Below are 13412 nucleotides of genomic sequence, written 5' to 3'. Positions count from 1 at the left end.
TACGCTTACCCGACCTACAAAAAGCTAGTCTTCAACCATCTTTGCATACTCTTCGGTGAGAAAATCCACCAGCGTCCTGACCGATGGCAGCAGGCCGCGCCGGGATGGATACACCGCGTGGATCACTTCCCGTCTGGGTTCCCAGGCATTCAGCACCCGAACAAGTTCACCTGAAGCCAGCTGATCCTTCACCATCAAAATGGGCAGCTGTACCACGCCCACGCCCGCCATCGCCGCCTCCCGCAGCGCCAGCATGTCGGTAGTCACCAGGCGCGGCGTGAAGTGAATTTCTGCCTTTGCGCCCTCCGGCCCGCTCAATTCCCACTTATGCAGGTGCTTGCCCGCCCCCATACTTAACCCCGGCCACTCGCTGAGTTCAGAGGGCATCGCCGGGTTGCCCATCCGTTCAATCAGTGCCGGCCCGGCAACCAGACAGTGCCCCCTGTCCGCCAGCACCCTTAATACCAGATCGCTGTCATCAAACGGGCGCGGACGAACGCGGATCGCCACATCCACCCCCTCCGCCACCAGATCGACCCGGCGGTTGGTGGCTTCGAGCTGGAGGTTGATCCCTGGATAGCGCGCCATAAACCGCGCCAGCATGGGCCCCACGTGAACGTGCAGCAAGGTGACAGGACAGGTGATCCGGACCAGACCGCGCGGCTCAGCCTGTAAAGCAGCCACCGCCTCCTCCGCAGCTTCAGCTTCCACCAGCATGGCTTTACAGTGCTGATAGAATGTCTGCCCCACCTCCGTCACCGCAAACTGCCGCGTGGTACGTTGTATCAACCGAACGCCCAGGCGTTCTTCCAGCTGCGCAATCCGACGGCTCAGTTTCGACTTAGGCTGATCGAGCGCCCGCCCCGCCGCCGCAAAGCCGCCATGCTCCACCACCTTCACAAACCATACGAAATCATTGAGATCCTGCATACGCCTCCATTGTTCCATTTAAGGAACAGTGAATGTCATTTTTGCTATCTACCGGGATATTAGCCCTGAATATAAGCTAATTCCATCAACAGGACATCAGGAGTTAATCATGAAAAACGTAACAGGCGTGTATACCGCACCTCGTCCGCACTGGGTCGGTGACGGTTTTCCGGTTCGTTCGATGTTTTCTTACCAGACGCACGGCGAGCCCCTGAGCCCGTTCCTGCTGCTGGACTACGCCGGACCGCATACCTTCCCGGCGGACGGCGCGAAACGCGGCGTGGGCGAGCATCCTCATCGCGGTTTTGAAACGGTGACCATCGTCTACTCAGGCGAAGTGGAGCACCGTGATTCCACTGGCAGAGGCGGCGTTATTGGCCCAGGCGATGTGCAGTGGATGACGGCAGGCGCAGGCATTTTGCATGAGGAGTTCCACTCCAGCGCGTTTTCGCAGAAAGGCGGTGAACTGAAAATGATGCAGCTGTGGGTCAACCTGCCCGCTAAAGACAAAATGGCGACGCCTGGCTACCAGAGCATCACTCAGTCGGATATCCCGGTGGTCACCCTGCCGGATAACAGCGGAACATTGCGCGTGATTGCTGGCCGTTTTGGAGAGGTAACCGGCCCGGCGCATACCTTCTCACCGCTGAACGTGTGGGATCTCGCGCTGCGCCAGGGTAGCCATCTGACGCTCAATCAGCCCGAAGGCTGGAGCACGGCGCTGGTTGTCGTTGAAGGCAGCGTGACGGTGAACGGCACCACGCCTGCCGGTGAGGCGCAACTGGTCGTGCTGAGTCAGAGCGGTGACAAACTGCATCTAGAAGCCAGCAGCGATGCCAAAGTGCTGCTGATGGCCGGGGAGCCGCTGAATGAACCCATCGTGGGCTATGGCCCGTTTGTGATGAACAGTAAAACCGAAATTGCCGAGGCTATTCGCGATTTCAACTCCGGCCGCTTTGGCCAAATCTAAACGTAATAAGGAGCGCATTATGTCTACCCCTGCAAACTTCAACGGTGCACGTCCCGTTATTGACGTAAACGATGCCGTTATGCTGCTTATCGATCACCAGAGCGGGCTGTTCCAGACCGTAGGAGACATGCCAATGCCTGAGCTGCGCGCCCGTGCAGCAGCGCTGGCAAAAATCGCCTCGCTGGCGAAGATCCCGGTGATCACCACGGCGTCGGTTCCACAGGGACCGAACGGCCCACTTATCCCGGAGATCCACGCCAACGCGCCGCACGCACAGTATGTGGCACGCAAGGGTGAGATCAACGCCTGGGATAACCCGGAGTTCGTGGCGGCGGTGAAAGCCACCGGGCGCAAAACGCTGATTATCGCGGGGACGATCACCAGCGTCTGCATGGCCTTCCCGTCCATCAGCGCGGTGGCGGACGGATATAAAGTGTTTGCGGTGATTGATGCCTCCGGCACCTACAGCAAAATGGCGCAGGAGATCACCCTGGCGCGCGTGGTGCAGGCAGGCGTGGTGCCGATGGACACGGCAGCCGTTGCTTCCGAAATTCAGCGCACGTGGAACCGTGAAGATGCGGGTGAATGGGCTGAGGTGTACACACACATCTTCCCTGCCTACCAGCTGCTGATCGAAAGCTACAGCAAAGCGCAGGACGTGGTGAAAAATAGCGAAGTGCTCGATTCGCAGCGTTAATCCTGTGCGCTGTGACATAAGCTGATTAAGGCTTAACCGAACAAGCACGAATGCTGAAAATCTGCTTGACCGTTTTAGCGCAACTCCCTATAGTAGCGCCCCGTTGCCCCCCAAGCGGTCAGGCAGCAAAACAATATGGTGAGGTGTCCGAGTGGCTGAAGGAGCACGCCTGGAAAGTGTGTATACGGCAACGTATCGGGGGTTCGAATCCCCCCCTCACCGCCATATTTAAGATGAGAGCTCGTACGAAAGTACGGGCTTTTTTCTTTTATATTCTCCGAAAAGGGGGGGATGAGAACCCCCGACTGGGGTTCGACAACTGGCAGCAGCCAGTTGGACAGACTGAGAGCATAGCGAACAGGCTGCCCGCAGGGCGAGCGAAGCGAGTCAATCCCCCCCGGTGCGACACGAGCTGCCTCACCTACAAAAAAAAGCCCGTACAAAAGCACGGGCCTGTCTCAACCATTCCTCAGCTATTCAGCTTTCCAGCCGGTTGCTTTCCCTCGGGAGCAAGTCTCTGGCCAATATTCAAACCCGCTTCATCCTTACGCTCCTCCAGCCAGTAATCCGCATTTTTAATCCCCAGCCGAACCGGGTCAAAGTGTGGATCCAACCCCTGTGCATTCTGGATTTCATAATCCTTCAGGCTGGCAAACGCTTTTTTATGCAACAGAACGATGGCAATAATGTTGAGCCATGCCATCAGCCCTACGCCGATATCCCCTAATCCCCAGGCCAGATCCGCGGTGCGTACCGTGCCATATACCGTCGAAGCCATCAGACACAGCTTGAGCAGGAACGTCAGCCACGGGCGGTGAATCTTACGGTTGATGTAGGCGATATTCGTTTCAGCGATGTAGTAGTAAGCAATGATCGTGGTGAAGGCAAAGAAGAACAGCGCGATGGCAACAAAATAATTACCGAAGCCCGGCATCATACTTTCCATTGCCGTCTGGACATATCCCGGTCCTGCGGCCACGCCCGCTATTCCGGTATAGAGCGCTGCGCCGTCGACGCCCTGCACGTTATACAGCCCGGTGATCAACAGCATAAACCCGGTCGCGGAGCAGACAAACAGCGTGTCGATGTACACGGAGAACGCCTGAACCAGCCCCTGTTTCACCGGATGGCTTACGGCCGCCGCCGAGGAGGCATGTGGCCCGGTACCCTGCGCCGCCTCGTTGGAATAGACGCCACGCTTGACGCCCCACATGATGGCCTGGCCCAGAATAGCGCCAAACCCAGCTTCAAGGCCAAAAGCACTTTTCCAGATCAGCAATATTACTGAAGGAAGCTGATCAATATTGATAGCGATAATCACGCACGCCACAATAATATAGCCGAGCGCCATAAACGGAACCACCATACTGCTAAAGCTGGCAATCCTTTTTACGCCACCAAAAATAATAAAACTCAACAGCACAGCAAGTAACGCCGCCGTGACATTTGGGCTCAGACCAAAGGCAATATCCAGGCTCGCACCAATAGAGTTTGCCTGCACACCTGGCAGTAATAATCCGCAGGAGAAAATCGTTACGATGGCAAATAACCATGCGTACCACTTCACGCCTAACCCTTTCTCAATATAAAAGGCAGGACCACCACGATATTCGCCGTTAATTTTCTCTTTATAAACCTGACCTAACGTGGATTCGACAAAAGCAGAGCTTGCCCCCAAAAATGCCACGATCCACATCCAGAAAAGCGCACCGGGTCCACCAAAGGTAATGGCGGTCGCTACACCGGCAATATTCCCTGTCCCCACGCGGCCCGCCAGCGTCATCGTCAGCGCCTGAAACGACGACACGCCTGCCTCGGTAGGACGCCCCTGAAACATCAGGGTAATCATAAGTTTTATATGCCGTAATTGCAGAAAGCGACTACGCAGCGAGAAATAGAGGCCGACACCCAGACATAAAAATATTAACGCCGGGCTCCAGATAACACCATTAATTGCACTAACCAGTTCGTTCATGTATGACCCTTAGCGTGATGTTCCAGAGGAAACGATCCCCTGGCGAGTTTCTTTTTAGAATTTTGTCTGAACAAGTACGAAACATAGATAATTACCCAAAAGACACCAACTTAATTTTTACTGCTTAGTCATGTTCTGTGACAACATTCACGTTTAATTTTAAACCAATAATTAGCATGATCATTATATTCATAGATATTTTGTGGGTATTATAAATACATATCACATTTCCGTGACCTGTATAAAAAGCGTTCGCAGCAAATTAACAGTAATATTATTATTACCGCAAAACGGGGCGTAAATCCTGTTGAATGCTATAGGAAATAAATATGATTTAAAAAAGCCACGCGTGCAGAGGGAATAAAGGAAGCTTCCCGGCATAACGCCGGGAAGAAATGACTTAAAATGTGAAATGATCTTAGTCGGAGTACACTTCCAGCGTTCGTTGGCACAGCGCTGAGCGGACGCAGTCCTCTTTTGTGAAGCGGACCACCCCTATCATCTCATCTTCATCAAAACGTGACATGGCATCGCTCAGGCCGGACTTCACGCCCGACGGCAGGTCACACTGGGTAATATCGCCGTTGACGATAACCGTCACGTTCTCCCCGAGGCGCGTTAAAAACATCTTCATTTGCGCAGCGGTCACGTTCTGAGCCTCGTCAAGAATAACGACCGCATTTTCAAATGTACGTCCGCGCATATAGGCGAACGGCGCGATTTCCACCTTGCCAATCTCTGGTCGCAGGCAGTACTGCATAAAGGAAGCGCCCAACCGCTTCACCAGCACGTCATAGACGGGCCTGAAGTACGGGGCAAACTTCTCGGAAATATCGCCGGGCAGGAAGCCCAGATCTTCATCCGCTTGCAGTACCGGACGGGTAACGATGATCCTTTCCACGTCCTTATGAATCAGCGCCTCCGCCGCTTTGGCGGCGCTGATCCAGGTTTTCCCGCATCCGGCTTCCCCGGTTGCAAAGATGAGCTGTTTACTCTCGATAGCATTCAGGTAGTGCGCCTGAGCTTCATTCCGCGCCACAATTGGCGATGCATCGCGGCTGTCCCGCGCCATGCCAATGGATTCTACGCCGCTCATCTGCACAAGCGAGGTGACCGATTCTTCTTCACGCTGCTTATGGCTACGTGAATCCCGTCTCAGCACACGTTTTGCTTCACGACGAGCTTTGATCACTGCTTTCTGTCTTCCCATGGATAGCACCTTGAGTTGTTGGTATTCATCACACGCGCCAGCATCGGCACGATTATGCGCACGAACATCAGAGGGTTGGCTTCCTTGTAAGCCATTGCTTGCATTACCGGATGACGATATACAACGGCTACGCGCACCGTTATGCACGTCGGTAGAAAAAGGTTCTTGAGGTGAAGGAGAGAATTTGGTGGTGAAGAAATCGCTGCCGGAGTCTGAGCCTCCGCGCCGGGTACTGCGGTTGATGTGTTTACCTTGTCCAGTACAGGACGCAACCATTCGCGATCTCCATAGTGAGTTAGCATCACTGCCGGGAACTACCGCTGTCTTCTCTTAAGTACATCAGGAATTATCATAAATGCAACATTTATTTTACCTGAATGCAACTTTAGGACTGCCCCTACATGGAAAATCAGTCTTATATAGAAATATTACAGAAATATAACAATAAGATAGTCCTTCGAAAAAATAATGTCCCCGCGAACTGTCGCAGGGACGATTATCAGGCTTCTATCAGACCCTGAGCGAGCCAGGCGTTCGCGTCACGCGCGCCGGGCAGGGCAAAGAAATAGCCGCCGCCGATGGGCTTAATATATTCCTCCAGCGCTTCGCCGTTGAGCCGCTTCTGCACGGTGAGGAATCCCTTCTCCAGATCGTGCTGATAGCAGACAAACAGCAGTCCCATATCAAGCTGACCGGAGTTGGTCACCCCCAGCGAGTAGCTGTAGCCCCTGCGCATCATCAGGCTGGATTGCGTCTCTTTGGTGCGAGGATTGGCGAGGCGAATATGGCTGTCCAGCGCGATGACATCCCCGTTCGGATCGCGGGCGTAGTCGGGTTCATCGTGCTCGTGCTTCATGCCGAGCGGTGCGCCGGTTTGCTTATCGCGACCGAAGATAGTTTGCTGCTCTTTCAGCGGCGTGCGGTCCCAGAACTCCACGTGGAACTGAATGATACGCACCGCCTGATAGGTGCCTCCGACCGCCCAGGCCGGTTCGCCCTGATCCGCCGTCACCCATACCACGTTCTTCATCAACGCGGTATTGCTGCTGTCCGGGTTGGCGGTGCCGTCTTTGAAGCCCAGCAGGTTGACCGGCGTCTCTTTCCCTTTACTGCGCGCGGCGTGGTCAGAGATAAAACCTTCCCGCTTCCAGCGCACGCTCAGCAGATCCGGGGTGTGCTTGATAATATCGCGCAGGGCATGGATCACCGTATCCTGGGTATTAGCGCAGATCTGCAACAGCAGATCGCCGTGGCACAGCGCCGCGTCGAGAGAATCATTCGGGAATCGCGTCATTTTTTGCAGCGCTTTCGGCTTCTGCTTCGCCAGTCCGTAGCGATCATCAAACAGCGATTCCCCCACCGACACGGTGATGGTCAGATTATCGGGAGCGATAAACGCGCCGAGGATGCCGGAATCCATCGGCGGCAGGCGCGGATTCGGTGTTTCCGGTGCGGGACCGCCGGCGGTGAGGAAGGCAATACGCGTGGTCAACAGCCTGAACAGACGCTCAAGATCGACTTTATCACTCGCCAGCGAATCGAAAGCCACCAGCATCATCGAGGCCTGCTGTGGCGTCAGGATCCCCGCCTGGTGCTCACCATAAAACGGCTGCGTTTCCATACGCGCATCCGGGGAGAGCGTGCCAGGGGCGCTTTGCGGTTTTGCCGCATGCGCCACCGGACAGCCTCCCGCCAGGGCAAACGCGCCGCCCAGCGCCCCTACCCCTTTTAACAACCGACGTCGGGAAGGTTCCGCCACGTCGTATTCGTCATGCTTGTTCATCGCTTAATCCAGACCCAGTACGCCACGCAGCAGGGAGAGATCTTCCGCCAGGGTGGTTATCGGGCCTTTCAGCGCGTTACGGTCAGCATCGGTCAGCTTGTCGTAGGTTTCGAACCCGTCTTTGGTGCGGTATTTCGCCAGGATAGCGTCAACTTTCTTAAAGTTGGCATCCACTTTCGCCAGCAACTCGCCGTTCTCTTTTTGCAGCTGAGGCCGCAGCAGATCGACAATTTTCTGTGCGCCGTCGACGTTCGCCTGGAAGTCCCACAGGTCGGTGTGGCTGTAACGATCTTCTTCACCGCTGATTTTGCTGGCGGCCACTTCTTCAATCAGGCCCGCTGCGCCACCCACCACTTTCGACGGTGGGAATGCCAGCTCGCTGATGCGTTTTTGCAGCTCCAGCACGTCGCTGTTGAGCTGCTCGGCGTATTTCTCCATCCCACTGGTGGAGTTATCGCCAAACAGGGCTTTTTCCAGACGGTGGAAGCCGGTGAATTTCGGATCGGCGGCCTTCTGCTCGTAGTCGTCTTCACGGGCGTCAATGCTGCCATCGAGGTCAGAGAACAGTTCGGCAATCGGCTCAATGCGCTCGTAGTGCTGACGGGTAGGCGCATACAGGGATTTCGCTTTTTCGATGTCGCCCGCTTTCACCGCGTCGGTAAAGGCTTTGGTGCCTGCCACCAGGTCCGCTGTCTCTTTGGTGACATAGGCTTTATAGGCGGTAATGGCGTCGCCGAGGCTCAGCAGCGCCGTGCCTTTGGCCGCGTCCGCCGTCGCTGCGCCTTTGACGATCAGCTTACCTTTCGGGTTAGTCAGCAGGCCGCAGGTCATGTCATATTCCCCGGGCTGAAGATTTGCGGTCATCTTCTGGCTGAAGCCCGGCGCGATATTCTCGCGCTCTTCCACCACCATCACCCCTTTCAGGATTTCCCACTCCAGCGCCTTCTGGCTGTGGTTCTGAATAATAAACTGCGTTTTACCGCTGTTAACCGTGATGGTCATCGGCTCGCACTGTTTATCGTTGACGGTGACTTTTACCTGCGGAATATCTGCCGCCTGAGCGGTGAAGGCAGACACGAACAGCGCGGCAATGCCTGCGCATAACGCACTACGACGGAACTGAATGGCCATGACTCTTCCCTTTAAAAGTATGTTGTAACTAAAACAGCACTTACGGCGCTACGCGCGACGTCTGCGAGCCGGTACGCGGCGGCATAGCGAACAGGATCAGCGCCGGAACCAGATAGATAAAGTACATCGCCACTTCGCTGACGCTCGGCGTTTCCTGGTAGCCGAAGATCCCTTCGAGCAGGGTACCGGTCAGTGAATGGGTCGACAGGACGTTGCTGAGATCGAACGCCACGTCCTGGAAGTGGTTCCACAGACCCGCTTCGTGGAAGGCGCGGATCGCCCCTGCCGCCAGCCCTGCGGCCACCAGCAGAATAAACAGGCTGGTCCACTTGAAGAACGCGCCCAGGTTAAGACGAATGCCGCCCCAGTAGAGCAGGAAGCCAAGCACAACCGCCGTGGCCAGCCCGAGCACCGCGCCCAGCGGCGGCCAGATGCCCACGTCCTGCTGAAAAGCCGCGAGCAGGAAGAACACAGACTCCAGGCCTTCACGCGCCACGGCGAAAAAGACCATCATGATCAGCGCCCAGCCGTGGTGGTTGCCTTTTTGCAGGGCGTTATCCACCGCCTGCTCAAGCTGTACCTTCACGTTACGGGAGACCTTGCGCATCCAGAACACCATCCAGGTGAGGATCACCACCGCAATCACGGCGACGATCCCTTCAAACAGCTCCTGCTCTTTCTGCGGGAACTCCCCGGTGGTTTCGTTGATGAGGATACCGAGGCCCAGGCAGAGCGCCGCAGCAAGGAAAACCCCAACCCACATCACGCCAATCCAGCGTCCGCGCTGGGTACGCTTCAGATAACTGGCGATAAGGCTAACAATCAGGGCCGCTTCAAGGCCTTCACGTAACATAATGAGAAAAGGAACAAACATGCCGACACCTTAAATGTTTATCGCGGTCAACTGATGCAAAGAAAAGTAAATTCTTGTGATAGTGATTATCATTACGGCAACAAGAAAAACAAGCGAAATGTGTTGCGTTTTGATGACCAGATGTAAACGCATTGCGGAGTAATAATTGCCTGAGTAACCGTTACGTTTATAAGGTATAACGAAAATGCCCATTTACGGTTAACCGGGGCTGTGGCTAAATGTCCGCCTCGAAAACCAACTGAAAATAAGCCATGTTTAAAATTGTCCATTTCCTGCTGGCGCTGGTGATTATTCTTGCGCTCGCCTGGCTGGTGAGTTTCGACCGCCGAAAAATTCGTATTCGTTTCGTTTTACAGCTGATCGTGATCGAAATCGCGCTGGCGTTCTTTTTCCTCCACGCAGAAAGCGGCCTGTTTATTATTAAATACGTTTCCGGTTTCTTTGAGTCGCTGCTTAAATTCGCTGCCGAAGGGACGAATTTTGTCTTTGGCGGGATGGGTGAAAAAGGGCTGGCGTTCATTTTCCTTGGCGTGCTCTGCCCCATTATTTTTATCTCGGCGCTGATTGGTATTCTTCAGCACTGGCGTATTCTGCCGATCTTTATTCGGGTGATCGGGACGCTGCTGTCAAAACTGAACGGCATGGGCAAGCTGGAATCCTTTAACGCGGTGAGTTCGCTGATCCTCGGTCAGTCGGAAAACTTCATTGCCTACAAAGGCGTGCTGGGCGATCTCTCCTCGCGTCGTCTGTTTACGATGGCTGCCACGGCCATGTCGACGGTTTCGCTGTCGATTGTCGGGGCCTATATGACTATGCTCGACGCCAGATTTGTCGTCGCGGCGCTGATCCTGAACATGTTCAGCACCTTTATTATTCTTTCGGTTATTAACCCGGCCCGCCCGGAAGCGGAGCCGGATATCAGGCTGGAAAAACTGCACGAATCCCAGAGCTTCTTTGAAATGCTGGGCGAGTATATTCTGGCCGGTTTTAAGGTGGCGATGATTATTCTGGCGATGCTGATTGGCTTTATCGCCCTTATTAGCGCCATTAACGCCCTCTTCTCCGGCATATTTGGCATGAGCTTCCAGCAGATTCTGGGTTATGTGTTTTATCCGCTGGCGTGGCTTATTGGTATTCCGCTGAGCGATGCCTTAAACGCGGGGAGCATTATGGCAACCAAGCTGGTGGCGAATGAATTTGTGGCGATGATCGAGCTGCAAAAAATAGCCCATCAAATGTCACCGCGCGGGCTGGGTATTTTGTCCGTGTTCCTGGTATCGTTCGCTAACTTCGCTTCCATTGGCATTGTGGCGGGGGCAATAAAAGGTCTGAATGAGCAACAGGGTAACGTGGTGTCGCGGTTTGGTTTACGCCTTGTATACGGGGCAACGCTGGTAAGCCTGCTGTCGGCAAGCTTTGCGGGGTTGGTGCTGTAAGTTTTGTGCCCGGCGGCGCTTCGCTTGCACGGGCCTACGATACAACAACGGCGGGTTATCCCGCCGTTTTCATTAAAACTGCACGCACACCGGCTGGTCGACCCGCATCACCGACTCCTGCGCGAAGCGTGACTTATAGATCCCGCGCAACGCTTCGATATTCTTCTCACTCTGCGCGTCTTTAGCGTGGATCAGCATCAATGCCTTGCTCGGCTCGCGCGCCACTTTTCCATCATTCCCCAGCCACTGACCGCGCGCATCAAATACCGTTAAACCATCGCGAAAGCGTGGCGTCACGTCCTGGTCGACAAACTGCTGCCATTCGTTGCCTGTGATTTGTGCCCCGGCAGGACGGTTTAAGCCGAAATAAAGCGTGGTCTGCTGCATCTGATTTTCTGCTTTGCAGGTTTTCACCGCCGCGTGCTGTGCGGGTGCGCTACAGCCCGCCAGCATCACGAATGCTGCCACCATTAACCCTGTTTTAATTCTCATTGATGAAGACTCACATAGGTGAAAGGACTATCCCCTCTCCCCACCGGGGAGAGGGTTAGGGTGAGGGGTAAATTACTCAGCCTGGAGCTTAGACGGCGGCGCTGAGTGATAGTGCGCGTCCGCCTCCGCAAAGCGTTTCTGCATAGACGCAGACGGCGCTTTACCCAGCAGGCTAAACACCACGATACCGAGGCTGCCGAAGATGAAGCCCGGAATGATTTCGTACAGGCCCAGCCACGCGAACTGTTTCCAGACGATAACGGTTACCGCACCGATAATCATCCCCGCCAGCGCGCCGTTGCGGGTCATGCGTGACCACAGTACAGAGAACAGCACCACCGGACCAAATGCCGCACCGAAGCCCGCCCAGGCGTAGCTCACCAGCCCCAGGACGCGGTTTTCCGGGTTTGCCGCCAGCGCAATCGCCACCAGCGCAACCACCAGCACCATAAAGCGCCCTACCCACACCAGCTCTTTCTGGCTCGCGCCCTTACGCAGGAACGCTTTGTAGAGGTCTTCGGTGATGGCGCTGGAGCACACCAGCAGCTGACAGCTCAGGGTGGACATCACCGCCGCGAGGATCGCGGAGAGCAGAATACCGGCAATCCACGGGTTGAACAGGATCTGCGCCAGCTCGATGAATACGCGCTCGGCGTTCTGGTTCACCGCGCCCGCCTGCGCCGGGTTGTTGTTGAAGTACGCGATACCGAAGAAGCCGACCGCACACGCCCCCGCCAGACACAGGATCATCCACGTCATGCTGATGCGACGCGCGTGAACGATGGTGTGGTGAGAATCCGCCGCCATGAAGCGCGCCAGAATGTGCGGCTGGCCGAAGTAGCCCAGGCCCCAGCCCATCAGAGAGACGATGGCGACGAAGTTCAACCCTTTCAGCATATCGACGTTTTCGATGCTCTTCTGCTTGATCACTTCCAGCGATTCGCCAAAGCCGCCGACGGTGAAAATGACAATCACCGGAGTCAGGATCAGGGCGAAGATCATCAGGCTCGCCTGCACGGTATCGGTCCAGCTTACCGCCAGGAATCCGCCCACGAAGGTATAGAGGATGGTTGCTGCGGCGCCGGCCCACAGGGCGGTTTCATAGCTCATGCCGAAGGTGCTTTCGAACAGGCGCGCGCCCGCCACGATGCCGGAGGCACAGTAGATGGTGAAGAACAGCAGGATCACCACCGCGGAGATAATGCGCAGGATACGGCTGTTATCTTCAAAGCGTCCGGTGAAGTAGTCCGGCAGCGTCAGGGCGTTGTTGTTGGCTTCGGTGTGCACGCGCAGACGGCCTGCCACCAGCTTCCAGTTGATCCACGCGCCAACGGTCAGGCCGATGGCGATCCAGCTTTCGGAGATAGCGGAGATGAAAATCGCGCCCGGCAGGCCCATCAGCAGCCAGCCGCTCATGTCGGAAGCGCCCGCAGAGAGTGCGGTGACCATCGGGCCTAAGCTGCGCCCGCCGAGGATGTAGTCGTCAAAGTTTTTCGTTGAACGCCATGCCAAAAACCCTATCAGGATCATGCCAAAAATATAAACGAGAAATGTCACCAGCATCGGTGTGCTAATAGCCATTCAAATTCTCCAAAATGTCGAGCGACAACCGTCCGGGTTGCCTTGTTATGTCATCACCGGAACGTAGTGATGTGTGTATGTGTTTCCGTTGGGCGCGCTATCCTGCCGTATACGCATCCCACTGACAAACGATTTAACACTGCATTTACATGAATTTCATCCCTGGTTTTATACGTCTTTCCTATAGGTTGCACTCGCTCACGCTTTTACGGGTTGCACCTTTAAAAAGTGTTAAGCACCGCATAAAAACTGGGCTCAGAAACCGCCGCACGTTCTTTTTCACAGCTAACTAATCGTTAACAATCCATTCATTTTCCAGCTTGCAGACCAGGT

The 13412-nt window shown here is 55.2% G+C and carries 11 protein-coding genes and 1 tRNA gene; 4 read left to right on the top strand and 8 right to left on the bottom strand.

Going from position 1 to position 13412, the window contains the following annotated elements; genetic code table 11:
• Nucleotides 1-24: 24 nt before the first annotated feature.
• Entirely contained in the window at nt 25-930 is a 906-nt protein-coding gene (locus INF61_RS03785) for a LysR family transcriptional regulator (protein ID WP_126291280.1), read from the bottom strand.
• Between the two features lie 109 nt (nt 931-1039).
• On the opposite strand from INF61_RS03785, the gene INF61_RS03780 reads away from it, so the two are divergent.
• The 3 genes from INF61_RS03780 (at nt 1040) to INF61_RS03770 (ending at nt 2822) form a co-directional block, all read left to right on the top strand.
• A complete protein-coding gene (locus INF61_RS03780; RefSeq protein WP_015570855.1) occupies nt 1040-1900 on the top strand; it encodes a pirin family protein in 861 nt (286 codons plus the stop codon).
• Nucleotides 1901-1919: 19 nt separating this feature from the next.
• Nucleotides 1920-2597, top strand: coding sequence for an isochorismatase family protein (locus INF61_RS03775; RefSeq protein ID WP_003858068.1), 678 nt, complete (start codon nt 1920-1922; stop codon nt 2595-2597).
• 137 nt (nt 2598-2734) lie between these two features.
• A tRNA-Ser gene (locus INF61_RS03770) sits at nt 2735-2822 on the top strand.
• A gap of 244 nt (nt 2823-3066) precedes the next feature.
• On the opposite strand, the gene INF61_RS03765 is transcribed toward INF61_RS03770, so the two are convergent.
• The 5 genes from INF61_RS03765 to efeU form a co-directional block, all read right to left on the bottom strand.
• A complete protein-coding gene (locus tag INF61_RS03765) occupies nt 3067-4572 on the bottom strand; it encodes a sodium:alanine symporter family protein (protein ID WP_017384761.1) in 1506 nt (501 codons plus the stop codon).
• Between the two features lie 418 nt (nt 4573-4990).
• Nucleotides 4991-5782 (bottom strand): phosphate starvation-inducible protein PhoH, encoded by a 792-nt coding sequence (gene phoH / locus INF61_RS03760; protein WP_032670149.1) that lies wholly within the window; start codon nt 5780-5782, stop codon nt 4991-4993.
• A gap of 499 nt (nt 5783-6281) precedes the next feature.
• A complete protein-coding gene (gene efeB / locus INF61_RS03755) occupies nt 6282-7565 on the bottom strand; it encodes an iron uptake transporter deferrochelatase/peroxidase subunit (protein ID WP_063413426.1) in 1284 nt (427 codons plus the stop codon).
• A 3-nt stretch (nt 7566-7568) separates the two neighbouring features.
• Nucleotides 7569-8696 carry an iron uptake system protein EfeO gene (gene efeO, locus INF61_RS03750; protein ID WP_023303411.1) on the bottom strand — a complete coding sequence of 376 codons (1128 nt, stop codon included), beginning with the start codon at nt 8694-8696 and terminating at the stop codon, nt 7569-7571.
• A gap of 40 nt (nt 8697-8736) precedes the next feature.
• Nucleotides 8737-9570, bottom strand: coding sequence for an iron uptake transporter permease EfeU (gene efeU / locus INF61_RS03745; protein ID WP_017384765.1), 834 nt, complete (start codon nt 9568-9570; stop codon nt 8737-8739).
• A 251-nt stretch (nt 9571-9821) separates the two neighbouring features.
• Here efeU and INF61_RS03740 point away from each other — a divergent pair, with 251 nt between their 5' ends.
• Nucleotides 9822-11006, top strand: a complete 1185-nt coding sequence (locus INF61_RS03740) for a NupC/NupG family nucleoside CNT transporter (protein ID WP_131492736.1) — start codon at nt 9822-9824, stop codon at nt 11004-11006.
• A 72-nt stretch (nt 11007-11078) separates the two neighbouring features.
• Here INF61_RS03740 and INF61_RS03735 read toward each other — a convergent pair whose 3' ends face one another.
• Together INF61_RS03735 and putP are read right to left on the bottom strand one after the other, a co-directional pair.
• A complete protein-coding gene (locus tag INF61_RS03735; protein ID WP_048247562.1) occupies nt 11079-11498 on the bottom strand; it encodes a DUF3574 domain-containing protein in 420 nt (139 codons plus the stop codon).
• Between the two features lie 72 nt (nt 11499-11570).
• Nucleotides 11571-13079 (bottom strand): sodium/proline symporter PutP, encoded by a 1509-nt coding sequence (putP, locus tag INF61_RS03730; protein WP_193547535.1) that lies wholly within the window; start codon nt 13077-13079, stop codon nt 11571-11573.
• Nucleotides 13080-13412: the final 333 nt, after the last annotated feature.

Origin of the sequence: Enterobacter cloacae complex sp. P18RS (genome assembly GCF_014982105.1) — a bacterium.
Lineage (GTDB): Bacteria > Pseudomonadota > Gammaproteobacteria > Enterobacterales > Enterobacteriaceae > Enterobacter > Enterobacter hormaechei_C.
This window is presented reverse-complemented; position numbering and strand designations above follow the sequence as displayed.